The 25,898-nt window shown below is 44.7% G+C and carries 27 protein-coding genes; 9 read left to right on the forward strand and 18 right to left on the reverse strand.

Annotated features, from left to right (window positions below):
• Positions 1–32 precede the first annotated feature (32 nt).
• Positions 33–1,004: a GMP reductase gene (locus V7R88_RS13155; protein ID WP_003645478.1), complete on the forward strand. Its 972-nt coding sequence runs from the start codon at positions 33–35 to the stop codon at positions 1,002–1,004.
• A gap of 153 nt (positions 1,005–1,157) precedes the next feature.
• Positions 1,158–1,943 (forward strand): tyrosine-protein phosphatase, encoded by a 786-nt coding sequence (locus tag V7R88_RS13160; RefSeq protein ID WP_054396017.1) that lies wholly within the window; start codon positions 1,158–1,160, stop codon positions 1,941–1,943.
• An 80-nt stretch (positions 1,944–2,023) separates the two neighbouring features.
• Here the strand turns inward: V7R88_RS13160 and cls are convergent, their stop codons facing one another.
• A complete protein-coding gene (cls, locus tag V7R88_RS13165) occupies positions 2,024–3,472 on the reverse strand; it encodes a cardiolipin synthase (RefSeq protein WP_054396019.1) in 1,449 nt (482 codons plus the stop codon).
• A gap of 135 nt (positions 3,473–3,607) precedes the next feature.
• Between cls and V7R88_RS13170 the strand changes: the two genes are divergently transcribed.
• Positions 3,608–3,757 carry a hypothetical protein gene (locus V7R88_RS13170; protein ID WP_003642495.1) on the forward strand — a complete coding sequence of 50 codons (150 nt, stop codon included), beginning with the start codon at positions 3,608–3,610 and terminating at the stop codon, positions 3,755–3,757.
• A gap of 312 nt (positions 3,758–4,069) precedes the next feature.
• Here the strand turns inward: V7R88_RS13170 and V7R88_RS13175 are convergent, their stop codons facing one another.
• A complete protein-coding gene (locus V7R88_RS13175) occupies positions 4,070–4,417 on the reverse strand; it encodes a hypothetical protein (protein ID WP_227060246.1) in 348 nt (115 codons plus the stop codon).
• 985 nt (positions 4,418–5,402) lie between these two features.
• Between V7R88_RS13175 and V7R88_RS13180 the strand changes: the two genes are divergently transcribed.
• A complete protein-coding gene (locus tag V7R88_RS13180; protein WP_011102103.1) occupies positions 5,403–6,827 on the forward strand; it encodes an amino acid permease in 1,425 nt (474 codons plus the stop codon).
• 261 nt (positions 6,828–7,088) lie between these two features.
• A complete protein-coding gene (locus V7R88_RS13185; RefSeq protein ID WP_226319776.1) occupies positions 7,089–9,134 on the forward strand; it encodes a KUP/HAK/KT family potassium transporter in 2,046 nt (681 codons plus the stop codon).
• An 87-nt stretch (positions 9,135–9,221) separates the two neighbouring features.
• On the opposite strand, the gene V7R88_RS13190 is transcribed toward V7R88_RS13185, so the two are convergent.
• On the reverse strand, positions 9,222–10,472 hold the full coding sequence (locus V7R88_RS13190; protein ID WP_054396024.1) for an AAA family ATPase: 1,251 nt from the start codon (positions 10,470–10,472) through the stop codon (positions 9,222–9,224).
• A gap of 147 nt (positions 10,473–10,619) precedes the next feature.
• Positions 10,620–11,666 (reverse strand): AI-2E family transporter, encoded by a 1,047-nt coding sequence (locus tag V7R88_RS13195; RefSeq protein ID WP_054396026.1) that lies wholly within the window; start codon positions 11,664–11,666, stop codon positions 10,620–10,622.
• A gap of 461 nt (positions 11,667–12,127) precedes the next feature.
• Here V7R88_RS13195 and V7R88_RS13200 point away from each other — a divergent pair, with 461 nt between their 5' ends.
• Positions 12,128–13,246, forward strand: coding sequence for a vitamin B12 independent methionine synthase (locus tag V7R88_RS13200; RefSeq protein WP_054396028.1), 1,119 nt, complete (start codon positions 12,128–12,130; stop codon positions 13,244–13,246).
• 87 nt (positions 13,247–13,333) lie between these two features.
• Here V7R88_RS13200 and V7R88_RS13205 read toward each other — a convergent pair whose 3' ends face one another.
• The 4 genes from V7R88_RS13205 to V7R88_RS13220 all read right to left on the reverse strand — a co-directional run bounded on the left by V7R88_RS13205 (position 13,334) and on the right by V7R88_RS13220 (position 15,649).
• Positions 13,334–13,717: a DMT family transporter gene (locus V7R88_RS13205; protein ID WP_003643479.1), complete on the reverse strand. Its 384-nt coding sequence runs from the start codon at positions 13,715–13,717 to the stop codon at positions 13,334–13,336.
• 14 nt (positions 13,718–13,731) lie between these two features.
• On the reverse strand, positions 13,732–14,040 hold the full coding sequence (locus tag V7R88_RS13210) for a DMT family transporter (protein ID WP_054396030.1): 309 nt from the start codon (positions 14,038–14,040) through the stop codon (positions 13,732–13,734).
• A 349-nt stretch (positions 14,041–14,389) separates the two neighbouring features.
• A complete protein-coding gene (gene trhA, locus V7R88_RS13215; protein WP_003642505.1) occupies positions 14,390–15,028 on the reverse strand; it encodes a PAQR family membrane homeostasis protein TrhA in 639 nt (212 codons plus the stop codon).
• Between the two features lie 276 nt (positions 15,029–15,304).
• The gene (locus tag V7R88_RS13220) at positions 15,305–15,649 is read right to left on the reverse strand and encodes an ArsR/SmtB family transcription factor (protein ID WP_003643481.1); all 345 of its coding nucleotides are present in this window, start codon (positions 15,647–15,649) and stop codon (positions 15,305–15,307) included.
• Positions 15,650–15,787: 138 nt separating this feature from the next.
• Between V7R88_RS13220 and V7R88_RS13225 the strand changes: the two genes are divergently transcribed.
• Positions 15,788–16,675, forward strand: a complete 888-nt coding sequence (locus V7R88_RS13225; protein ID WP_054396031.1) for a cation diffusion facilitator family transporter — start codon at positions 15,788–15,790, stop codon at positions 16,673–16,675.
• Positions 16,676–16,860: 185 nt separating this feature from the next.
• On the opposite strand, the gene V7R88_RS13230 is transcribed toward V7R88_RS13225, so the two are convergent.
• Positions 16,861–17,454: a helix-turn-helix domain-containing protein gene (locus tag V7R88_RS13230; protein ID WP_015381026.1), complete on the reverse strand. Its 594-nt coding sequence runs from the start codon at positions 17,452–17,454 to the stop codon at positions 16,861–16,863.
• Between the two features lie 122 nt (positions 17,455–17,576).
• A complete protein-coding gene (locus V7R88_RS13235) occupies positions 17,577–17,810 on the reverse strand; it encodes a hypothetical protein (protein WP_003643482.1) in 234 nt (77 codons plus the stop codon).
• A 509-nt stretch (positions 17,811–18,319) separates the two neighbouring features.
• On the opposite strand from V7R88_RS13235, the gene V7R88_RS13240 reads away from it, so the two are divergent.
• On the forward strand, positions 18,320–18,487 hold the full coding sequence (locus tag V7R88_RS13240; protein WP_072535189.1) for a hypothetical protein: 168 nt from the start codon (positions 18,320–18,322) through the stop codon (positions 18,485–18,487).
• A 331-nt stretch (positions 18,488–18,818) separates the two neighbouring features.
• On the opposite strand, the gene V7R88_RS13245 is transcribed toward V7R88_RS13240, so the two are convergent.
• From V7R88_RS13245 to V7R88_RS13280, 8 genes are all read right to left on the reverse strand, one after another.
• Entirely contained in the window at positions 18,819–19,367 is a 549-nt protein-coding gene (locus V7R88_RS13245; protein WP_161325475.1) for a DNA-3-methyladenine glycosylase I, read from the reverse strand.
• Complete coding sequence (gene folP, locus V7R88_RS13250; RefSeq protein ID WP_054396033.1) at positions 19,339–20,487, reverse strand: dihydropteroate synthase; 1,149 nt, start codon at positions 20,485–20,487, stop codon at positions 19,339–19,341. The genes V7R88_RS13245 and folP overlap by 29 nt, the downstream gene beginning before the upstream one ends.
• A gap of 24 nt (positions 20,488–20,511) precedes the next feature.
• A complete protein-coding gene (locus tag V7R88_RS13255; RefSeq protein WP_054396035.1) occupies positions 20,512–21,099 on the reverse strand; it encodes a non-canonical purine NTP pyrophosphatase in 588 nt (195 codons plus the stop codon).
• A complete protein-coding gene (locus V7R88_RS13260; protein ID WP_003642514.1) occupies positions 21,096–22,460 on the reverse strand; it encodes a bifunctional folylpolyglutamate synthase/dihydrofolate synthase in 1,365 nt (454 codons plus the stop codon). Before V7R88_RS13260 ends, V7R88_RS13255 begins: the two co-directional genes overlap by 4 nt.
• A gap of 8 nt (positions 22,461–22,468) precedes the next feature.
• A complete protein-coding gene (gene folE, locus V7R88_RS13265) occupies positions 22,469–23,038 on the reverse strand; it encodes a GTP cyclohydrolase I FolE (protein ID WP_021730709.1) in 570 nt (189 codons plus the stop codon).
• Positions 23,031–23,543 carry a 2-amino-4-hydroxy-6-hydroxymethyldihydropteridine diphosphokinase gene (folK, locus tag V7R88_RS13270; RefSeq protein ID WP_054396037.1) on the reverse strand — a complete coding sequence of 171 codons (513 nt, stop codon included), beginning with the start codon at positions 23,541–23,543 and terminating at the stop codon, positions 23,031–23,033. The genes folE and folK overlap by 8 nt, the downstream gene beginning before the upstream one ends.
• A complete protein-coding gene (gene folB, locus V7R88_RS13275; protein ID WP_003643485.1) occupies positions 23,533–23,901 on the reverse strand; it encodes a dihydroneopterin aldolase in 369 nt (122 codons plus the stop codon). Before folB ends, folK begins: the two co-directional genes overlap by 11 nt.
• Positions 23,902–24,125: 224 nt before the next feature.
• Positions 24,126–24,659, reverse strand: a complete 534-nt coding sequence (locus tag V7R88_RS13280; RefSeq protein ID WP_054396039.1) for a CvpA family protein — start codon at positions 24,657–24,659, stop codon at positions 24,126–24,128.
• Positions 24,660–24,829: 170 nt separating this feature from the next.
• Between V7R88_RS13280 and V7R88_RS13285 the strand changes: the two genes are divergently transcribed.
• Complete coding sequence (locus tag V7R88_RS13285) at positions 24,830–25,738, forward strand: metal ABC transporter solute-binding protein, Zn/Mn family (protein WP_054396042.1); 909 nt, start codon at positions 24,830–24,832, stop codon at positions 25,736–25,738.
• Positions 25,739–25,898 lie beyond the last annotated feature (160 nt).

A 25,898-nucleotide genomic window follows, 5' to 3' on the forward strand; every position in this document is an offset into this window, starting at 1 on the left:
GAATTAACTTAAAGGAGTTTTGCATCATGGGCATGGAGATTTTTGATTACGAAGATATTCAACTAATTCCGAACAAGTGTGTCATTAATAGTCGTTCGGAAGCCGATACGACCGTAGAATTGGGTGGCCGTCGTTTTAAGATTCCAGTGGTGCCTGCCAATATGGCAACCGTCATCAACGACGAGATTGCCAAGTGGCTCGCCACTAACGACTACTTCTACATTATGCATCGCTTCGCCCCCGAGACCCGCCGTGCTTTTATTGAAACGATGCATGCCGCGCAACTGTACGCATCTATTTCGGTCGGTGTTAAGTCCAGCGAGTATGACTTTATCGACGACCTGGCTGCTAATCAAATCGTGCCAGAATATATCACGATTGATATCGCACATGGTCATGCTGACAGTGTCATTGCAATGATCAAGCACATCAAAGACGTCCTTCCGGATAGTTTTGTAATTGCCGGAAACGTGGCCACACCAGCCGCTGTTCGCGACCTTGAAAATGCTGGTGCCGATGCAACTAAGGTTGGCGTTGGCCCGGGTAAGGCCTGCATTACTAAAGTCAAAACGGGCTTTGGTACTGGCGGCTGGCAATTAGCTGCTGTCCGGTGGTGTGCTAAGGCCGCTCGCAAACCAATCATCGCAGACGGTGGTGTCCGGACCAATGGTGACATCGCCAAGTCGATTCGGTTCGGCGCTACGATGGTCATGATTGGCTCAATGTTGGCCGGACACCAAGAATCACCCGGCAACATTTTAAAAATCGATGGTAAGACTTATAAGCAATACTACGGTTCCGCCAGTGAAACTCAAAAAGGCGAACATAAAAACGTTGAGGGTAAACAAATGCTGGTTCCTTACCGGGGCCGCTTAGTCGACACCTTAAACGAGATGCAAGAAGACTTACAATCATCCATCTCATATGCCGGTGGCCGGGATTTAAAGGCCATTACTAAGTGCGACTATGTGGTAGTTAAAAATTCGATTTACAACGGGGACTAATTAAGTCTCACTAATACCTAAAAAAACTTGTCAGCCAATTCTGGTCTGACAGTTTTTTAGTATCCAATTCTAATTTTTGCACCCACTTTACCCTGACACCGGCAATGAAAGCGGTTATAATAAAGTTAAATCACTAATCGAGGTAATCAGACTATGGAACACAATCGGGTCTTACGACTAGAACACGGTATTAACTTCCGAGAACTAGGTGGTTATGAGAACACCGCTGGTCAGACAATCAAGTGGCAAAAGCTACTGCGTTGCGGTGGCATGTCACTACTCACTAACCGCGATCTCACCTACTTGGATAACTATGGACTCCGTTATGATATCGATCTGCGCCAAGCCAATGAAGCTGAGATGTCTCCAGACCGTTATCCCAAGAATACTAAGTATATCAACACGTCCGTCTATCCGTTCACTGATAATCGTCGCTTTGATCGCCGTTTAAAACGGCTCATCAAGCGAATGGTCGTCGATGATTCCTTCAACGCACAAACATATGCGCAAATGATTACGGATAGTCATGCCGTGAAAGTCTGGCAAAATTTATTTGCGACCCTCCTCGCCAACGACCAGCCCGACCAATCGGTACTCTTTCACTGTGCTGCTGGTAAAGACCGAACGGGGGTCGCGGGTGCGCTCATTATGACGGCCCTAGACGTCCCCCGTGAAACGATTATGCAGGACTACCTGCTCACTAACGCCGTCTTCATGGCCGCAGACAGTATGGATACCGCTACGATCATTACCAAGGCCAATGCTGGTGACCTAGCTAGCCAATTCAACGTTGCCATGGCTGTTGAAGCCGACAATGTGAAGATGGTCTTTCGGGTCTTTGACGACCTCTACGGCAATGGTATTGGTTATTTACGAGAAGTGCTTGGGTTATCCGTAGCGGATATTAATAATTTGCGCCAATTGTACTTGAACGACTAAGGAACACTAAAAAAACTGGTTTTGAAAGTCAATAACTTTCCAAAATCAGTCTTTTTTGCATCATCTATTCAATTGTTTAATTATAAAATTGGTGATAACAACCGTGAAAATGTCTGCTTGAACTTCAACCAGAATGATTGATTTTTAAAGTCTTGAACGGTAATCAAACTACTGATTTTTTGATCTTCTAAGAAAATCCGTTCCAATTCTTGTGCTAAATCAGCATCATATAAAAAGGCGTTCACTTCAAAGTTGAGCTTAAAGCTCCGGAAGTCCATATTAGCTGAGCCCACTGACGCCACCTGACCATCAATCACGATGGTCTTGGCATGAATAAAACCATTATTATAATAATAGATTTTTACACCAGCATCTGCCAGCTCCCGGGCATAGTACTGAGTTGCCCGGTAAACAAAGGCATGATCAGGTTTGTCCGGCACCATAATGCGGACGTCAACCCCTGACATCGCAGCGATTTTAATCGCATCTAATACGGAATCGTCCGGAATTAGGTATGGCGACTGAATCCATAAACGGTGTTGAGCTGTCATAATCATTTTAATATAACCCAATTTAATCTGTTGTGCATCACTGTCCGGACCACTGGAGACGATCTGTAACGAAGTATTCCCTTTAACGCGAATGACTGGGAACATATTAACGTCTGGCACGATTCGATGTTCCGCATCGGTGGCGTTCCAATCACGAATGAAACGTTCCTGCAATTCAAAAACTCCTGAACCGACGATCCGCAAATGGGTATCACGCCAGTAACCAAACTTCTTACTACGACCAAGGTACTGGTCACCAACGTTAAAACCACCGACGTAGCCGACCCGGCCATCCGTTACCACGATCTTACGGTGATCACGGAAGTTGAGACGGAAGTCCAAAATCGCTGAATGAGCACCCAAGAACGGTCGGGCATGCCCACCAAGTTCTTCTAAATGCTTAAAGAAGCTGCGGAACGTGCCCATCGACCCCCACGGATCATACAAGACACGAACGTCGACGCCCTGAGCCGCTTTCCGCTCTAATAGGTGTAATAATTCATTTCCAATCTGGTCATTATAAAATGTGTAATATTCAATATGAATATGATTCTTAGCTGCTTCAATATCTTGAAACATCGCATGGAACTTCTCATGTCCATCCGTATAAATTTTGACCCGGTTTTTACGGCTTAGTAACGCGCCATCGGAATTCAAGAATAAACTGACCATCCCACGAACCGAGCTAGTGACCGCATCTGCGGGCATCAATTCCGTTCCCAGCGCTTCACGTTGCCGCTGAATCATCTGTTCGAGTCGAATTTGCGTCTCTTTACGTAACCGGAATAACCGGTTTTTCGGTAACTTACGACCGACAAAGGCGTACGCGATAAACCCAATAATCGGCAACCAAATCAACACGAGTAACCAAGCCCAAGTAGCCGCGATGTCCCGATTGCGATCCCGGAACACGGTAATGAACGCCGCGGCCGCGTTTAAAACGATAATTGTATAGAAAATTGGCTGAATATATTGCAATGGAGGCACCCACCTAATTTTTAATGATGGTTTTATTTTACCGCAGATAGTAGTGAGATAATAATCTTTTGCGAATATAATTTTTGCATTTAATCATTAAATAGCTAATAATTATGCTTAAGGAGGGCGCGTTCAATGCTTGCAATGCTTGGAATTCACGGTCTCGGCCCCATTCGCATGTTTCACTTAACCGAACACATTGCGGGTCCGCGAGCGGCCGTTGGTATTTTACTAATTATTATTTTATTAGCGGTCGTCTACCGTTACTATCGACGACATCGTTAATAAATCAAATCTTTGAAGCAGCTGGTAAAGTCTTCCAGCTGCTTTTTCGTGGGTCTTTATCTTACGAATCGGCTTATTCAATCATTGCAGTATACCTTTGCTACCACCGGAGAAACTCATAACAAATATTTTTGACCAAGTTAAATCATCAAATAAAAAGTTGCGTTGATTAGACAATCAACACAACTCGATTCGACAACCTCTTCTGAACATCTGTTGTATGGCCTGATTGAGCTAACGCATTACCTGCCCCGTTTTTCAATATAGGCCGATAGTAAGCTAAATCATTGGCGCCACCTGGTTAAGGGCTTTTTATGAAATCGTTAGTTCACGCAAAGACTTGGCGCTTAAGGCTTGGACGTAATTCGAACGTCCCGTTGCGCTGAGTTTTTGATTGGTATCGAGATAGATTTCACCCGTCCAATGCTTGATTTTTTTAGTCGGCGGTCTGACGATTACGCGATAGACGATGGGACAATTTTTCAGGGTCATATTTTTTGATGACTGATGCAAAAACTTTTTGTATTTCTTACTTTCCGCTAATGTTTGGCTGGTTGCAAATGTGTATTCATACCAAATAATGCCGCTAAAAGGGCCGGATTCTTCCTTGATTATTGTGTTTCTCGAGACACGCACGTCATAAGGACTGCTTTTTAACATTGTTGTTAGTACAGTCCTCGCTTGATTTAACTCAATACGATTTTTAACGTACCCGTATAAACAGAAGCTACTAATAAGGATAATTGCAAAAAGCACGTAATGTGTAACGGTCTTTGCTTTAAGAAATGACGACATGACTAATGCCTCCCAACTTTATTATCTGGAAATAGTCTGGCAATGCTTTATACATTATGAATGCAGACGTACTAGTATCAATACTTTTATTACCAACACCAAACCAATCAGCTTGCTATCCCCTTTTTTGATTCAAGATCTGCCAGTCATTGCAATCACTAGCTTCGATACCAGCAACAATCAGCAGACCCAGTAGTCTACTAATTTCAAGTGGCCTTTAATATTGGTCAGGCCTTGATTTGCGTTCTCCTTTTGAATATAGCAAACGTCAAACCCATTGTCACCAACTAATGAATATCATTCGTATTTGTTAATTTTAGAATTGCAATCAAGTTTGTATTTGGAATAATAAAATTTATGCAAATGTGGTCAATAAATGTTGATATTGGAAGGCCGGAACGAATTACATCAGTCTCTCGTAGGCTGTTTTACCTGCAAGAAAATTAATTATCCAATTTGATTCATATAATCGATATCAATAAAAAAGGGTTCCAATAAGCCGCTCACTCTCTCCAGTTCTTCAGGTTGCATCAATCAAGTGGCGATTTAGTGAGCCCAAACCATATTTCCTAAGGTCCTTCAGCAATCACAAGGTAAGTTAACCTTCAGAAAAGCAATCCCCGCCATGTTCGCTATATCACCCTATTAGTAGGCGTTGAATACCGTAGCTAATTAATCACGATTAGTCAGACAATCAATAAGAAGTCGCAGGATGTCGCGCGATTGCGTCCAATTATTTGGCTTTTAGTCACTATAGCCCATCAGAATATTTATTTTGGTCGGATTGACCATCGTAACTTTGTCAAAACCGATTAAACTAAAGCTATCACATCGAAATGGGGCGATGATTATGGATTTATCACACACGCGGTTACTCCGCAAAAAAGATATCAATGCCATGTTAGCCACTTATCACAGTCCGCTCAAAAAGGAACTTAAAACATTTGACCTAACGATGCTGGGAATTGGGGCCATCATCGGGACCGGGATCTTCGTTTTAACTGGTACGGGGGCCTTGACGGCTGGTCCCGGCCTAATGATCTCATTCGTCTTAGCTGCAATTGCTTGCCTGTTTGCTTCACTCTGCTATGCTGAATTCGCTGCGATGGTGCCTGAAAGTGGGTCAGCGTACACCTATGCCTACACAACCCTCGGCGAAATTGTTGCATTCATTATCGGCTGGGACTTGATGTTGGAATACCTTTTCGCTGTCTCAACCGTTTCAGCGGGCTGGTCAGGCTACTTTCAATCATTCTTGGCGGGCTTTGGCCTCAAACTGCCCGCTGCTTTGTCGGCAGCTGCAGGTTCCGTCCCTGGTGTGACCAGCTATTTTAATCTGCCGGCCTTCACCATTATTATCCTAATTACCACTTTATTGTCTCTCGGGGTCAAAGAAACTAAACGCGTCAATAACGTCATGGTAGTGATTAAATTAGCCGTTGTTCTTTTATTCATCTTTACCGCGGTGCGCTTCATCAAACCGGCAAACTGGAGTCCGTTATTACCATTTGGCTTCAAAGGGGTCTTCGGCGCAGCCTCTAGCGTTTTCTTCGCCTTCATCGGTTTTGACGCCATTTCATCCAGCGTTGAAGAAACATTGGAACCATCCAAAACACTCCCACGTTCCATGTTACTGTCTCTTGGTATCTGTACCATTCTCTACGTGGCTGTATCAGCCATCATGACTGGCGTGGTCCCATTTGAAACGTTTGCCAAGTACATTGATCATCCGATCTCGGCCGTTCTGATTTACTCCGGTCAAAATTGGATGGCCGGAATCATTGACCTTGGCGCGATTCTTGGTATGACCACTGTAATGTTAGTCTGTCTCTACGGTCAAACTCGGATTTCCTTCTCCATGTCGCGGGATGGATTACTCCCCCATGTCTTTAGCGATATTAGCGCCAAGACCGGTGCACCACTTAAATCAACCGTCTTGTTTGGGTCGATTGCCGCAATTATGGGTGGCTTTATTCCATTAGCTGACTTAGCTGAACTGGTGAATATCGGTACTTTGACTGCCTTTACCCTAGTTTCCTTCTCCATCTTACGGTTACGTAAAACACAACCAGATCTTCGGCGTCCCTTCAAAACGCCATGGGTCCCGTTTGTACCAATCATGTCAATCATCTGTTGTGTCTTCCTACTAATCAACCTGAAGCCTGTCACTTGGATTCGCTTCGTGGTATGGTTAGCCATCGGTATGGTCGTTTACTTTGGCTATTCCGTTAAACACTCCCAGTTGAAGACAGATACAGCCACTGATGAGAAATAATTGACTAGACTAATAAATTCAAAACTAATGGGCCGTTTCATTTCAGCGTTATCAACTGGAATGAAACGGCCCATTTTTTATCCTCTAAATACGAACAACCGGATTACTTATTGTACTCAACTTGAAGTAAAGTTCACCTAACAAAACGTAAGTTGAAACTTGTTAACATGAGTAAATTTTTAGTTTGTCTGGTTAACCCCTTTTGAAAAAAGCTAGTATAGTATGAGTCACAGTTCTAATTGAAGTGGGGGTCAATAATTCATGCGTAAGCAACGGATTCAGGAACGTTCATTGATTGGCATGTTAATCACATTAGGCGTCGTGTACGGGGACATCGGAACGTCACCGCTATACGTTATGAACGCCCTGATCAATGACGCGGGGCAACTTAAGAATGCAACACCTGATTATGTTATCGGCAGTGTTTCATTAATCTTTTGGACTTTGATGCTCATTACAACGGTAAAGTACGTCCTGATTGCTTTACGCGCTGATAATCATCATGAAGGTGGCATTTTCGCCCTGTATGCACTGGTTCGTCACCGGGCCAAATGGTTAATTTTCGTCGCGTTGATTGGTGGCGCCGCTTTGTTAGCAGATGGCACCCTAACACCTGCTGTGACAGTCACATCAGCAGTTGAAGGCTTAAAGGGATTACCCAAACTGGGGGCTTTTTCCCAGTACCCGTGGCTCGTGCCTCTAACCGTTACGGTTATTTTACTGGTTCTCTTTATGATTCAAGGGTTTGGTACTGCCGTCGTTGGCCGGTCATTCGGTCCCATGATGTTGCTCTGGTTCACCGTCATCGGCATCTTCGGTCTGATCAACATCAGTCAGGCACCCGTCATTCTCAAAGCTTTCTCACCCGTTTACGCCGTACAAGTCTTATTCAATCCGGCTAATAAAATGGGAATTTTCATTCTTGGTAGTGTCTTCCTTGCAACGACCGGGGCTGAAGCGCTGTATTCTGATATGGGTCACGTTGGTAAAGCCAACATCGACGCCACTTGGCCGTTCGTATACACGACTTTGATTCTCAATTATCTTGGTCAGGGCGCGTGGATGTTAACCCATTATCAGGATGCGGCATGGCGCAATGCCACCAATGTCAATCCCTTCTATGCCATGGTTCCTGCGGGCGGTCAAATTGCAATGATTATCTTAGCCACGGCCGCAGCCATCCTTGCGTCACAGGCCTTGATCACGGGCTCTTATACCTTAGTTGACGAAGCAGTCGGTTTAAAGTTCTTACCACGTATGATTATCAAGCACCCCAGTAACGTTCGGAGCCAGATTTATATTGGTGCGATCAACTGGCTGTTATGTCTGGTCACCTTAGGAATCGTTTGGCTATTTCAAACTTCAGCTCACATGGAAGCGGCGTATGGTTTAGCCATCACCTTAACAATGTTGATGACGACCATCCTGCTTAGCCAGTGGATTCACATGAAGGGCCACCGGGCGCTGGCGCTAGCTTTATTATTCGGCTTTGGCGCACTGGAGACCGTCTTTCTAACGGCTAGTCTGACCAAGTTTATTCACGGTGGCTATTTGACCTTGGGGCTGACCCTCGTCATTTTCTTGATTATGGTCGTTTGGTTCTTTGGTAATCGCCGGCGTTTGCGTTACAACCAGGCAAATGAACAGATTAGTCTGCTAGATTATCGTAATCAATTGATCCAGCTAAGCCACGATGATCACCTGCCAGTATTTGCAACGAATTTAGTCTACTTGGCTAAGGTCGACCATCAACACCGGGTTAAACGGTCAATTCTGTACTCGATTTTAGATAAGCGGCCTAAACGCGCTAAGGTTTACTGGTTTATTACCATTAATGAAACCAACCGACCTTATGATTGTAGTTACAGCATTGACATGCTAGGCACTCGAAATATCGTGGAAGTTCAACTCAACTTAGGTTTCCGTAAATCACAGCACATTAATTTATATTTGCGCCAAATTGTCACGAACTTAATTGCAGATCACAGCATCGATCCACAATATTCCCGTTACGGAATCACACAACCTCGTCAAGTTGGCGATTTTAAATTTGTCGTTCAGAATCAGCAGATCATGGACCTTGCTAGCAACCCAACTATGGGCCAGTTCGATCGACTACTAATTGGTGGCCGCGTCCTACTACAAAACATCACCCCATCTCCTGCTATCTGGTACGGCTTAGCGTTTAGCGATGTCTTGGAAGAGACGATTCCGTTGTTCACGAAACCAGCAACGGACGCCACACTAACGAATTTGACGGTCCATCATGCCCGCACGCCACAACGGAATTCTTCAGGTCAAAAGTAACCGTTCAAAAAAACTAGGACAAAACGTCCTAGCTTTTTTTGAGTACTTATAAGTACTATGGATCAATTGAGCTAATGATCGGTACCGCTATTGACTATCCCGATTACCCTTAAGCAATAGGTCATCTTGATGATCACGAACATAAGCTTTAAACATTGGATCCGTAAAATGCCATGAATTTCGATTCTCACTAGTCAAGATGCCTAGTCTTTTAAGATCCGTGATTGCCGGGCTAAGTGAATTAAGTCCCATCGTACCATTGTTACGCAGTTCATTGACTGACTTTAAAATACCCTGAGTCGTCATAGAAGTTCGATCATCATTAGCCATCACATATAAGACATAGTTTCGAACCGTCGTTTTAGTACTGGTTTTATTTTTAGCTTTGTCGAAAAGCGATTTAAATGTCAGTTCATTAACCGCAAAAGTTTCCTGAATCGCGCCATCAATATATTGATCTTCAACAGTCCAGCTATTATCATCAAGAGTTGCGTAACCCGTTTTTTGTCCCAGCTCATGGACGACCTTTCCAATACCACTGGAAATGTATGCCGCCCGCTTGACCTGTCCTTCAGAACTAACTAAATGCGCTTTATCCCAGCCATTCTCAATAATTTTTTCACTTTCATTATCGCTTAAATACGGTACTGAAATAGTTGCTAGCCGGCTTTTCAATGATTGAACGTCGCGCCACAGTTCCTCAGCTGTTCTTGCAATTCCCACAAAAACAATTTTTGCATAAGAATCTTCATAATTAACAGCATCATCAGACATGTTTTTAGCAATCTCTGCTAATCTAATTTGCAGACTTTGCGCTTGCTCTGATAAATTTTCCATGTCATCAACTACTAAGACTGTATTCCGTTTGAATAAAATTTCTTCCAAAATGACAAAATCATCAGTCCCAATATATTGCTCGGTAACTTCTTGTTGCGTCGTTGTCCTTTGCTTTGAAGCCGCTAACGAGATCCATTGCTTAATTCCAGCCTCTAGATTCTGATGCGCTTCCGCTGTTTTGATTGTCTGCACCGAGCGAACCAAATTTAACTTATAGGCAACATTTGCAATAAAGCTTTCAATCGTTGTTGAGTTAGTCATTGAAACTCTAATATAATCAGTCGCGTACGTTTTCTTCAATTTGCTTAAATTATCTAAAACCATACTGGTCTTACCAGCACCGGTCGGGCCAAAAACTAGCACTTGCCGTCCTTGCTGTGCAAACTCTCTAAAAATTGTTCTGTCCAATGTACCACGACCAACATAATTACGAGTTGCCGGCTTACTGGGCGTAAACCATTTTGTCAACTCAGCTTCAGCCTGTTCACTATTCCATTTCATAGCTGATTCTCCATTTATTTTTATCCTATTATATCACAGAGGGCGTACTAGCAGTCGAGCTGTCGTCGAGCTAATAGTGTGCGACGATTTACTTTAATACCAATAAAAAAGAACCTAAGTCCAGCGATTAGGTTCCCACTTTTAAAACTATCTTGATGTTGCCTTTTTACTCGATATCACGCGTCGCGGCTCAGAATTCTGCACACCCAAAATGTCTAGGAAGAATGAAACAATTGGAATCCCAATGATCAAGCCCCAGGCCCCTAATAGACTTTCCATAATAATCAACGTAATAAAAGTGACAAAGACTGGTAAATCAGTCCGGTCCGCCATTAGCCGTGGATGAAGGAAATAAGACTCGAAGGCGTGAATCAAAATAACCAACACGATGATCCAGACAACCCGAATCAAGCCACCCGACGCAAACCCCAGTAAGGTTAGCGGAATCATTGAAATCAACACGCCAGCCACCGGCACTAAGCCTAAGATAAAGACAATGATCGACAACACCATGATACTTGGCATCCCAATAATCATGAATCCAATCGTCATCAAAATCGTATTGATCGTACAAATCACCAGTTGCGTTTCAATAATCCGCCCCAGAATCATAACGAATTTATGCGTTAAATAGTAAACGTTCGTGAAGAACTTTTTAAACTTCGACTGCAAGAACTGGCGGCCAAAGACCATCATTCGTCCCCGCGAAACTGCAAAGATAAAACTCAAAAAGATTGCCATTAAGACGTGCGTAAAGCCAGTTCCAACCTCACTCAGTCCCTTAATACCGGTGACGAGTAACGCCTTCCCGTTTTGAATCAATTCACTACTATGAATGGCTTGGTTGACCCATTTATCAATATTCTTATTCAATACCGGGTGATTGGTGATTGCTTTAGCCAGCATATCTGGAATGACCTTCAACTGATCGACCAGGGTAGGCGCCGCGTACGATAGCGCACCGATAAACAACGCAATCACGCCGACGTAGACCACAATGACGGCAATCCAATAAGGTAAGTGCGTTCGGAGGTTTAACCACCGACTAAGCTTAATGCCCAAATACGCAAAAATCGTCGTTAATAGAACAACTGTCGCAAACCCGCGCATTAAATAAATAATGATGATTAATAACGCCAACGTTAAGTACAAGTCAACGTCATCCCGCTTAAAAAATCGAATGATTCTATCCATAATTTGCCCCCAATCGCATGTTACTTGCATTATAGCATGACTATGGATTAATCCCGCCCACCGATTCCGGCCTTAAATTAAATTTGACATTTAAAATAATTACCAGTATGATAGGTGTCAATAATTAAAGAACGATTAAAAGATGAGTAATTGGTGTCGCTGTTCAGCGAGTATCGGGTTGGTGAAACGGTATCGGCACAACCAATGAAGATGGTCTTCTCCCTAGTTCGTTTTGGTGAGTGTCTGGTGAGCAACAAAGTAACCAGCATTAACTAAAGCCGGTTTAACAACCGTTACCCGCGTTAGCAATTGCCAATCAATTGGCAGCTGTATCGAGTAGACTAGTTCACTAGCCTAGAACTCAGGTGGTACCACGGCCCAACGTCGTCCTGAATAATGATTAATATTATTCAGGACGACGTTTTTTCGTTCCCAATAAAATTTAAGGAGTTTGATATTTAATGACAACTACAACTTTAACCGCCCCATTCCGTTTTGACGTCGTCGGCAGCCTATTGCGCCCCGCTAGTTTGAAAAAGGCCCATGAACAATTAGCCGCCGGTACCATTACGCGTGATCAAGAACTTGAAATCCAACACACTGAAATCAAACGAGTTGTCGCTGAACAAGTTAAGCTCGGGCTCAAAGCCGTGACCGATGGCGAATTTTCACGCAGCTGGTGGCACTTAGATTTCCTTTGGGGCTTAACTGGTGTTGGCAAGTACGACTACCATCAAAGCTATAAGTTCAAGGGGGACCATACCCGAACGGATAACGCTGAACTGATTGGCAAAGTCGCGTATAATCCCGACCATCCGTTCTTTGCTGCCTTTGAATACTTACAATCAATCGTTCCCGCTGGCGTACTCGCGAAACAAACGATCCCATCACCAACTATGTTATTCCGTGATAATCGGAGTGACAATTGGACCAAATTCTATGACAGCTGGGATGCCTATTTAAATGATCTCGCTCAAGCTTATCACGATACCATTCAACATTTTTATGACCTTGGGTGTCGCTATATTCAGTTAGACGATACGACGTGGGCTTTCTTAATTAGCAAACTCAATGATCCCGAAGCTGACCACGCGGCCTACACTAAGTGGGCGACCGATGCCGTTAAAGTGATCAACGCAGCATTAGCTGACCTACCGAGCGACTTGACCGTCACGACCCACATCTGCCGGGGTAACTTTAAATCCACGTACCTCTTCTCGGGCAGTTACGACGTGGTTGCACCCTACCTTGGCCAGCTTAACTATGATGGGCTGTTCTTGGAATATGATAACGAACGGGCGGGAGGCTTCGAAGCGTTAGACCAGATTTGGAACCATGATGACCACAAACGCATCGTATTAGGTCTGGTTACCTCTAAGTTTCCAGAATTGGAAAAGACCACTGTGATCAAAGAACGCCTTCAAGCTGCGACCACTAAGGTGCCATTGCGTAATCTAGCACTATCGACCCAATGTGGCTTTGCTTCAACTGAAGAAGGTAACCAGTTAACTGAGGCTCAACAGTGGGCCAAGTTGGCGTTAGTCATTGGTACGGCTAAGGAAATCTGGCCAGAAGCCTAATTACAACAACTAAAAAAGATCGAGAATCAACCGGCGTATTTCAAGCGTAATCGCTTAAAACATCAGCCAGATTCTCGATCTTTTTAGTTACCGGTTAAACCGGGTCCGCCACCGTGCCAAGCGCGGCGTCGCAGTAGCCGGTTTAGTCGCCTTAGCAGGCATGTTCAATAGAATCACACCCGTAATAATCGCCATGAATCCCAACGTTTTCAATCCCGTCAAGATTTCGCCAAACGCCCAAATTCCAATCAGGCCGGTCGCAGCTGTGCCGACTCCGGCCCAGATTGCATAACCAACACTCAGTGGGATTTTGCTCAATGCCCGTGAGAAACTAAAAATCGCTAGGCCGTATAGTAACATGCCCACAATTCCAACCAAGGGGTACTTAAATCCAGCCGATAACTTCAACAAGCTGGTCCCCGCAATTTCAACGCCAATCGCAATAACTAATTGAATCCATGCACGCATCATCATTCCCCCTTGATTTAAATGTTCAGTAAAATCGCCCCGACCACGATTGCAATTAAGCCACTCAACCGTGAACGACTGAGCCGTTCGCGGTAAACGACGACCGCTAAAATAACGGTTGCAAACGTGCCCAGTCCAGCCCACATGGCATACGTCACCCCTAACGGCAGGCGTTGCATTGCAAGCGTTACAAGGACTAACGAACTAAAATATCCAACCAACACCATTATCGTTGGTATTAAGTTCCGAAAACCGTTTGCGCGCTTTAAGAAAAAGCTCCCTAAAACTTCCATGAAAATGCCACCAAATAATAACCCGTATGCCATCTTAATCACCTCACTAAAAATTTCGTTGTCCTACTATTCTACGGAAGTTTATTTAAAAAGGCAATCAAAAGATACGCCTGGCTGATTACAGTTTGATGACAAAAATAAATCGTATTCTAGACTATGCTACAGCGATCTAGCCATTTAATTTCAAAATTATTGTTAGCTGAGTGGCGATAACTCATTCAGCTTAACGAGCGTACGCAATGGTTACGATTCGAATACCGTCCAGTTGAAAAACTTTTCGCAATAAAATGTCAATAATCAGCATTTAAGACGTCGTCCGCGATTCAAATCTCCCGCATCTAAAAAAAAGGATCAGCTCAGCAGCTGGTCCCCACAGTCATCCTTAAATATAGAAATAAATTGAGAAAAACATCAACGTGGTTCCCACCATCACGAATAGGTGCCAAATAACGTGTAAATATTTAATCCGTGGGAAACTATATAGTAATGCACCTAAGGTAAACGCAACGCCCCCGGCAACTAATAACCAGAAGCCAGTGACACCTAAATGGTCCCATAACTGCCGACCACCGGCGAGGCACATCCACCCCATCAACACATAAATGACCGTCTCGACCTTTTTCAAACGTCCGGGCCAAACAGCATTAACCGTAATCCCAGCAATCGCTAAAATCCAAATCGTTAATAAGATCGTCCAGCCCAACCAACCCTTAATCGCCAGTAGACTGTACGGCGTGTATGTCCCAGCAATCAGCACGTACACGCCACTGTGATCGAAGATACGAAAAACTTCGCGGGCGCGCGTAAAGTATAATCCGTGAAATAACGTCGAACACGTATATAGTACAAACAACGAACAACCATATATAATAAACGCCGCCCATTCGAGGGGCTGACCATCCGCATATGCCTTGAGCATCAAAAAAACAAATGCAACGATACTTAAAATAATCCCAATCCCATGAGTCACTGAGTTGAGGACTTCATTTGTTATTTGATACTGTCGCGCCGACTGTGCCATGTTAATCACCTCATATTTATTATTGACACCAGCATACCATCACATAGTGTAAATATCAATACATCTAGTTTATAAAACTAGGTAATTAACAAAAACATAACTAGTTCAAAAAATGACACTGCGAAATTAACCATTTCGCGGTGTCATGCTAAGCACAATCTTATATTCAAGCTAATCGTGCGGTCCTCTAGGCCATGTATATCTATACCAGTGCCCACTACGAACCCACAGCGCTTACCACTCATCATAACTGATCAGCGGTAACACCTATTCAACCTAATTATCGGCTTCTTCAGCGTGAGCTGCGACCTGCTGAAAAATACTAATGATATGTTTATCGGCCAGCTGGTAGTGCACGTTACGCCCATTGCGCGTTCCCACAACTAATTTTAATTGTTTGAGGACCGTTAACTGATGAGACACATTCGACTGTGTCAGGGCTAATCCCGTCGCCAGTTCACCCACACTCAGCTTAGATACGGCCAACGCGTAGATAATCCGGGCACGCGTCGGATCACCAAGTGCCTTAAAGATTGCGGTGATCCGACTCAACTCATCAGTCGGCGGCATCAGTTCAGCCAACCGTTTGACGATCATTTCATGGTCCATTTCATTTTCCATCATAAACTCCAATTTCTAATTGAGATTGTCATGTAAGCGTGTTACAATACACATGAACAGTCATTCATATGTTTGCTCATTCATATTTAAATTATAGCCATAACAAGGATAAATTCAACTAAGAAGTAGGTGATTCATATGGCACACAGCCATCAAATACAACAACAGACCAGCGCCTTCAAGATTGGGGTCGCCCTAAATACTGCCTTCATTGTCTTGGAAGCTGGCTACGGTTTTGCGAGCGGCTCACTGGCCCTAGTTGCCGATGCAGGACACAATCTCAGCGACGTCCTGGGCTTACTGATCTCCTGGCTGGCAATCTGGCTTGGACAAAAAAGCGCCAACGATAAGTACACATATGGGTACAAAAGCTCATCAATCTTGGCCGCCCTCTTCAACGCCGTCTTTTTACTAGTCGCTATCGGGGCCATTTCAGTCGAGGCCATCCAGCGCCTTAGTAATCCGGGTCCCGTCACCGAATGGGATGTCATTATCGTTGCTGCTGTTGGGGTCGTCATTAATGGCTTTACCGCATTACTCTTTATGAAGGGCCAAAAGCACGATCTCAATATTAAGGGCGCTTTTCTCCACATGGCCGCCGACGCCGGCGTCTCCATCGGCGTGGTCATTGCTGGCTTCATCATCTTGAAGACTGGCTGGTTCTGGCTAGACCCCGTTGTTTCCCTGCTAATTGCCGTCGTGATTTTGATTGGTACTTGGGGACTCTTACGAGATGCGATGAATTATTCACTAGAAGCTGTACCAAACAATGTTGACCGCCAAGCAATCGCTGATTATTTAACCAGCCAGCCCACCGTCAACCAGATTCACGATTTACACATTTGGGGCATGAGTACTACTGAAACAGCCATGACCGTCCATCTCTGTCGTTCAACATTAGCTGACAATAATGCCTTTTTGGAACAACTGAACAAGGACCTAAGCGCCCAGTTTCCACTAACTCATATCACGATTCAGATTGAACTTGGCAAGGTGGATTATGAAACAACGGATAGTTCGATTTAGTTCATCGTGAGTTAAGTTATGATACACAGCATCCAAATCGAATCTGTTTCTGTATAAACTATCTCTTCCGCCTTAAACGACCGCATGCTATTAAGCATGCGGTCGTTTTTTGTCTTACACATTTTCGTTAGTTTGAGACGCCACGGCTCACTTCCAAACTCATCAATATTGACTAGCTCGGTAAACTACGACCGTTCTCGTTGTTTTGGCTTCAAAAAGATAGCTAATACCAAACTTAATATCAGTATTGATGTGACCAGCAAGCGACCGGCCACTTCACCAATTATCGCAGCGGGGCCATCATCAACGGCATGTGCTAACTCGTTCAGATAACTCGGTACTATTGTATTGATCAGAATCTCAGCAATAAATGCAATAAACACCGTGATGACGATACCGACACGCAATTTACCTGACTTGAACCGCTGCCAATCTGAAAAATACGACAATAATACCATGGCGTTCACCAGTACTAAAAACGGTACCAAAAACGTTCGTATTCCAAACGGCCGCAAATAGTCAATGTAGCCAAGTACCAGTAACAAGAAATTGCATCGATACGAGACGACCACCCATTTTCGGCTCTTCTGATGAAGTCGTTCTGCTTCCTTATAATAAGCCAGTAAGTGATCATCCCGCATTAAATCGTCTAGCCGAACGTCATAAATATCACTCAATTGAACTAAACTGCCAACATCGGGAAAACTGTGGTCATTTTCCCAGCCTGAGATTGTTTTGCGCGATACATGTAATTGTTCGGCCACTTGCGATTGTGTCAATTGTGCGTGCTTCCTACACACTTTTAGTTTTTCAGAGAATTTCATATCAGACTTTCGACTACTCCCTCATACTTTGGTTGCCATAACGCGATTAAAAATCATGCTTTTTTACCATGACCTGATCAAAATGCACGTTCATTCGCACGCGGCTCACCTTTCTTAAAAAACAACACTTGAATTAAAAAGCCAATAGCAACAATTACAAAAACAAGATTAATCAGATTTGTGCCATTTCGCCAAAATTCGCGACCTAAGACATTACCGTTAACAATTGCTGGATAAACGTTAGCGCTTAGCAATAGTAAAACGATTGCAGCCCAGAATCTGTAGTATTTGTAGAAAACAAAATTAATCATAACCAATCACTCCTAAATGTCTTACTTATATTTGCAATTTATAATAGGTGTCTTATCAGATAAATACAACCTTCTTAAGTAAAAAAACTAGTCTGTATTTTCCAGACATGCAATTAACCCGCTCATGCTGGGCATTTAGCACAGTATAACCATCAGTCTGATGCAGTGAGCATGATTTTTGTGGATAACGCTTATTCATTCAAAATCTATGCGCCAAACGCTATACCGTTTGCTGAAACGTTATGGTACTAGAAGTAGTTATCACTAACCAGTATCCGAGTTAGTCACACTACGATGCTAATTACCAGTCACAGGTTCAACGATACCGCAACCTCAGCGATATCGTTTTTTCAAATATTCAGCATTTTTTGACGTTCGTACGTTAAATTAAGACATTAACGCACATTGCAGCACACATAACGTCATTCATTATATAATTTAAGTAATATTTATTAATTCAGATAATCTGGTTCACTTCATTCTTAGCTAACCACCTAGGAGGCACTTACATGAGCATCATCAATCGCGTTATCGGTATCATTATCACGCTTATCTTGTTATGCCAATGGTTGCTTGGCTATCAATTACCAGCTGCCATGGCGTTCTTCTTAGTGGCCTGGCTGATTGGCTTGGTAACGATGTGGCTGTTGCCAGACACGACGACCGCTAACCGCTAGTCGTGAGAGGGATACAAAATCAACTCATTCTAAAACACGTCACAAGGCCATTACAACTTGCTCTTGCGACGTGTTTTTGCTAACTTCACTATTACCTAGAAAACGGTTAGACTGGTTCTACACGCCAGCATCACCGACCATTCAAATATGTTTTTGCCGCTTACCCTCATTGTGAACTTGCGCTTCATATTGCGTTGGAACTAATAATCACACTTCCCATAACCACTCCGGATTAAAGCACCCACCTTGCTTACATTCACACATTGATACTCACAAAAATACGCAGGCATAAGCAAATAAAAAAGGCTAGCATCCGCCAGCCCAATTCTACCTAATTCAATTTAATCAATCCCGCCGCCAACAAAAACATGTGGGTGACGACTGGTCCAACGAAGGTCAAACCATGCCGGTGTAAATCCTTCGCAACGCGGGCGCCCAGGGGTGAGCGCGTCGGTAATTCATCATCGGGCGCCGGCATAATGATTGGTGTCGCATCGACAAACGCCCACAGGTAGTTGCTAAAGCTACCATACTCGGCCTGTAATTGTTGAATAGCACGCGCATCCTGAATGATTGCACGTAACTTACGACCATTGTGCATCACTTTGGGAGTCAACATCAGCCGTTCAAAATCCGGTTCGTCCAGGGCAGCTACGGCGTCTACCCGCAGCCCCGCCATATGTTGCCGCAATACTGGTAACTGACTAGCCGCGACCCGCCAGCCTAAACCCACTTGTAAGATTCCAACCACTAACAATTCAAATAAAACGTGATCATCGTACGTGGGAGTACCGAAATAAGCATCGTAGACCTTAACCCCATTCGCTGTAATATCGTCAAAATCATCCGGACTAATCATTATTCGATAACCAATAGCCATTCTCAATTCGGCCTAACAGCGTAATCAATTGCTTGGTTTCAGCCACATCGTGGACCCGGATGATCCGGCCACCCTTAAGCATCATCGCTGCTTCAGTGACCAACGTCATTGGTAACCGGTCTTCCTTCTTCAGGCCAAGCAATAGACCTAAATAACCTTTCCGTGAAATAGCCACCATCATTGGGCGTCGCAAGTAATTAAATTCATCAATGCTACGCATCATCACGTAATCCTGTTCCCCATGTGCGACTTGTGAATAGCCGATCCCCTGATCTAAAGCAATTCGTTCAATATCGATGCCATGACTCGTCAATGCTGACAGATTTTGTTCAAAGAACCCACGCATACTGCTCGTCAGATCGGTATATTCTTGGTCACGACTACTGTGCATCGTCAGTAAGCCGACGCGACTGTCAGCCATCAATTTGAGCTTGCGAGGATCGTCCGTAAAGGCGTTCACATCGTTAATAATGCTGACACCTTCTTCCAGGACGGCTTGCATGACATCATACTTATAAGTATCGACCGCTAAGACTGCTTCCGGGAAACGAGCCTTGATGGCGCGAATGTACGGCAACGTCCGGTCCAATTCAACTTGCGGCGTGACTTCCGTGAAGCCCGGCCGTGTCGTTTGACCATTAACTTCGATTACGTCAGCTCCTGCTTGTAACATGGCATCCACGTGATTCAGTACGTCATCTTTAGTCTTGTACTGGCCACCGTCGAAAAAGGAATCCGGCGTAATATTCATGATGCCATAAATCATCGGCTTCTTGGTGAGATTAAACCGGTGCTCACCCGCTTGCCAAAAAACATCATATTGTTTCATAATTTGAGTCAATTGAATTTGAGTCGTTGCTTGATCCGTAAAGACTCGCGACCATTGGTGGGTTAACTGGCGACCAGCTGTCTGGTTCAGCAAGACGGTCAACTGTTCAGGACTCGCCTGCACGACCCCATCTAATTGCTGACATAGTTGGGTTAATCGGAGTTGCTGCTCTCGATTATAATCACTAAAACGCAAAACTAATTGTTGTTGTCGTTGAACTTGGGCATTCAACGCCTGACTCGCAAAATCCGTTGCTTGTGCTAATGAACTGGTGATATCTTGTACTAACATCTACTCCACCGATCCTTCCAATTTTTAAAGTTTTGTGATTAATTTTAAGGCGGCCCGTCCCCGGTGTGTCAGCGGGATGCGCCACGTTGCTGGTAATTCGGCCAAAGTCCGACCATAGCGCGGTAGCCAGAAAATTCGGTCAAATCCCCCAGAATAGCGTCCAAATTGATAGGACGCTATGTAGCCGGTGATCGAAGCTTGTACGGCCAAGGTCCGCCCATCTGGCCAGGCAGCCGCTAACGTAGCGCGCATCACCGCTTGCCGCTCGTTGTCAGGAATATCGCGTAGGGCCGTTAAAATTTCCTGATTGCGATCAAAGCCACTGACCGCTACCCCTAAGTCGCGCGCCGTGGTCACACCTAACAAGTCTGGTAACGCGGAAATCTCTAAGCCACTATCATCTGCGATAACCGGAACCCCTAGCTGTTGCGCCCCAAAACGAGCTTTAGCAACCGCGTTATCGACATAGCTCGTCGTCGTTTCCACGGGAAATTCGAGCCGCGGCGCCACTGTCAAGTACTGACGAGCAGTCAAGCCATAGTAAGCCAAACACGTGATCAAGTCGCGGCTTTTACCAGCGTTGTTGGATGCAATCAACCAAGTCGTCGTCATTGGCTTAACCCCGGCCAACCAGCCTGTTGGAGCTCACGAATGACATAAAATGACCCCGTTACAATAATCGCACTATTACTGGTTGCTTGCTGCTGAGCTTGCGTTAACGCATCCGTGATTGTCGTTGCAGTCAATAAGTCTGGCTGTCGTTGCATCGCAGCCGTGGTCATAAAGGTGGGCGTTAATAATGCGGTCGCCGTGTCGGCCAGCTTAGTCGCGGATAACGCTCGTTCTGGATTTGCGGGCGTATTCGTAATCAGGACGTCAGCTACCGGTAATAGTTCAGCCAGCATTTTAGGGTAGGCCTTATCTTGTAAGACCCCGACGATCCAAATCAATTTACGACCAGCGAGTAATTGCTTCACACTTGCCACTAGTGCTGCCATGCCATCCGGATTATGCGCCCCATCGGCAATAATGACAGGTTGCTCCTGTAACACGGTCAACCGGCCTGGCAAGGAAACTTGTTGCAAGCCTCGGCGAACCGCACTGTTCGTCAAGTTAACTTGTTGCTGTTGTAGTACTGCAACCACAGTTAAAACCAACCGCAGATTTTGTAGCTGATAGGTGCCACTCAGTCCGACCGTTAATTGCGTCCAATCAAAAAGCTGACTGTGCGCATCAACGACGGTTTGCGTGAGTGTTTGCCCAGTCACCGTCAGTTGCGCGTGCTTAGCGGTCACTAGCCGAACACCTTGATTGAGCGCTTCGGTCTGCAAAACAGCCAGGGCTTCTGGGTGTTGGTCAGCCAATGTCACTGCTGTTGTATGGGGCTTGATGATCTTTGACTTATTTTGCGCAATCGCGGTAATCGTGGGCCCAAGAATGGCGGTATGATCGAGGGCAATCTTAGTAAATACCGTGAGTTGGGGACTGGCTAAGGCGTTAGTCGCATCATACAAGCCGCCTAAACCGGCTTCAATGACCGCCCATTGCACGTTTTGATTCCGAAACCAAACGACACTGATGAGAAAGAACCATTCAAAGATGGAGACATCGCTAGCCGTCAGTCCCATATTTTGCAGAACCGGTAGAATTTCACGATACGTATCGATAAATTCCGCTGGACTGATCCACGTCCCATTGCATTGCAGTTGTTCACGCGCATCATTAATCGCGGGGCTGCTGAAGCGGCCAACTTGATACCCTTGCGCCCGCAGGATACTGGCTAACATGGCTCCCGTAGAGCCTTTGCCATTAGTCCCAGCAATATGGATCACATGGTAATAATGGTCAGGGTGTCCAAGATGTGCCATGATTCGCCGTAATAACGGAACACGCTGATGATTATTGGCTAACATGGCTTGATTTAGTTGGGCTAATAAGTCCTGATAACGTTGTTCAATCGTCCCTGTATCCACTCAATCACCTACTTTGCGATTCGCTGTAAAAATTCTCGTTTCAAGTCTAAATCCGTCTTGAATTGACCACTGTAATAGCTACTTTCCGTATGCACACCCGGTTTGCTAACACCCCGCATCTCCATGCACATGTGCCGCGCCGTGATTGAAACAGCAATCCCAGCCGGGTCAAGAATTCGTTGTAATTCTGTTGCAATGGAAACTGTCAACCGCTCCTGAACGTTCGGCTGTTGACTGCAATAGTCAATCAAGCGAGGAATCTTACTCAAGCCAATCACTTGTTCATGCTGCGGCACATAAGCAACTTGAACCGTGCCGAAAAACGGCAAAAGGTGATGCTCACACATCGAATAGAATGGAATATCCTTAAGTAATACCATTTCAGTCGGATTCTCAACCTTGAACAGTTTATAATTATCAAATGGTGCGGCGGTCTTAGTAGCGAAAACCTCCGCATACATTCGTGCAACCCGTGCTGGGGTTTCTACTAATCCCGGTCGGTCAGGATCTTCACCAACTGCACTTAAAATCTCTCGTACCGCATGCTCAATCTTTGCTTGGTTCTTCTCATCAATCATCTAACTCACTCACATTTCTTACTTTTTTAATCCAACTCTGATCCTGATTGGCCGCAATCAATTGGGCCACTTGTGGTCCAACTAGCACATCAGTTTTGGCGATTTCAGCGGTTGGCAGCAACACAAAGTTGCGCTTAGCTGCCTGCGCATGCGGAATCGTCAGCGTCGCTGTGTTGATTTGCCGGTCGCCCCAAAAAATAATATCCAAATCAATCGTACGTGGTCCCCAGTGAACCAAGCGTTGGCGGTGGCCCGCCTGCTCAATTGTATGTAATTCATCCAATAGTTCTTCTGGTGTCAAATTAGTCGTTAAGGATACCGAAACATTGTAAAAATTGGCCTGATCACGCTTTCCCCACGGTTGAGTCTCATACCAATGAGATTCGTCAATCACGGTTACCCCATTGACGGCTCGTAATCGGCTAAGGGCTTGCTGAATATTTTGGACGCGCGGATGAATATTGGAACCAACACTCAAATAAACCCGTTCTTCCCTACTTGCCATTCGGCGTCCCCTCCACCTCAATTTCCACATCATCAAAGATTCCAGGCATTGGTACGCTATATTTACGAATTTTAATATTGATTGCATCCGCCGCGGGAAAACTTGTCAATAACGTCTGCAATAAGTGGTTAGCTAGCGATTCAATCAACTTGTATGAATGGGTCGTTACAAATTCATCGACCACGTTACGGACCGCCGCGTAATTGATGGTCTCGTGAACGTCATCGTGTTGAACCTTGGTTTCGATAGGATATTTAATGGCAATATCTAGCCCTAGTTGTTGACCATTACGCCGTTCTTCTGGAAGTACCCCGTTAAACGTGTGAAAGCGTAAATTATTAATTCGAATCATGCCCATAAGTATCCCAGCCTCTTTCTTGCTCATTTTTACTTATAATCATAGCATGAAGGACGCTCAATATGATAGTAATCAGCCAAATAACCCCATAAAAACTAGCAATCGTTCGGGAACCGAAAAAAGTGCGTTGCTAACAAACCGGTTCATCAAAAAAGACGTTGCTGGTCAAAAAACCAGTAACGCCTTTGTCTTAGTTTAAAGCAGTCGTACCCCCACCATGAACTCTAGGAATCCGTAGTCGTCCCATCATTAAAATTAATCAAATTACTGAGGTAATGGCTAGTTAGACCAGGTGTCTGCTTCACAATATAGGTGGCGAGCGGTGACTGCGTCATTTGCGTCTGAATAAAGCTCGTATTGACGATGTTCGCCAACGACAACGCGACAAAAATAACCAGATACATCACGACAAATGACACGATTCCACCCGCAACACTGTTCACTTGCTTAATAACTGGTAGCCACGTAATGCTACGTGAAACACGGCCTAACAACCGAATCACGGACCACCCTAACGAAATTAACACGAAGAAAGCGACCAGGTTAATGATCAACGTTGCCGCCACTGAAGCTTCAATTAAATGTAAATTCGTCAATAGATTACTAATCATTGTCCCTAACGGCTGATAGAGTAGTCGTGCAAACAATAGGACGACGACCGTCCCAATCAGATGCAACATTTCAATCACAAATCCGCGGTGAAACCCGCGAAAAATTGCGCTTGCTAGTAAAATTAAAATCACAATCGTAAATATCATCTGCGTGCCCCGCCTTCCGCTTTTCAGGTACGCCTATTTTACCAGCTTTCGTCAGTCAGTGCAGTGTTTTCACCTAGTCTAAACCTTATCTTAAAGACTTGACGACGACCGTTTCTTTCGGTAAAGTTAACAGTAATGGTTACGATTTAAAAAGAATGGGGTTACAATACATGGTCAACCGACGGATATGGCTTTATTTGGCAATAATACTGGGACTCAGCGGCCTATTAGCAGGCTGTCAAAGTTCGAGCACCCCCAGTAAAACGACTAACGACAAAATTAATATCATGGCTAGTCTCGACTTTTATGGTCAAACAGCTAAGGCGGTGGCAGGAAAGTATGGTCAAGTGACCTCGATTATTGATCGACCGAGCGTTGACCCCCACGACTACGAGCCGACCGTCAACACGGCTAAACAGGCTAGTAGCGCCCAATTAATCATTTACAACGGCCTCGGCTACGATGACTGGATGGAAAAGCTTACTGTCAACAAGGCCAAAGGCGCCCGGGTAATCACAGTGGGAACCGACGTGGCTCATAAAACTGACGGGGCCAACGAACACGTCTGGTACGATCCCACAACGATGCCCAAATTGGCAACTAAAATCGCAACAGAACTCAGCAAAATTCAGCCGCAGCACAAGCATTATTTTGAACAGCAGGCCCAAAAGTATCAGACCAACGCTAAGACTATAACCACTATGATCAAACAATTGAAACAGCATGCAAATAATCAGCGTGTCGCTGTCAGTGAGCCGGTCTTTGACTACTCATTGAAGGCAATCGGCTACCGAATCAGCAATACGCATTTCGCACATGCAATTGAAGAAGGTTCCGACCCATCACCTAAGGATATCCAGCAAATGCAACAAGACATCAAGCACCACCGGATTGCCTTTTTCGTTGAAAACACTCAGACCGATAGTAACTTGGTCACGAACATGGTCAAACTCGCCAGGAAATACGGTGTGCCGGTACTGAAGGTCACCGAAACGTTACCGGCCAACCAGACGTATCAAAGCTGGATGCTCAGTCAATATCGTCAATTGGCAAAGATTCAAAAAGCAACAGCCAAGTAGAAGCGCCCCGGTTAGTTGGGCCAAGTCCTGTGATTCAGTACGATCACAGTCGTGCCACGAAAAAATGGCCGCCATTCTTGATTACAAGAATGGCGGCCCTTTTGGCCTAATTACGACTAACCGACCGATTGTGCAGGCACTAATGTCTAATTAGTGGTGT

This window comes from Lactiplantibacillus argentoratensis (assembly GCF_037290055.1).
Taxonomy (GTDB): Bacteria; Bacillota; Bacilli; order Lactobacillales; family Lactobacillaceae; genus Lactiplantibacillus; species Lactiplantibacillus plantarum.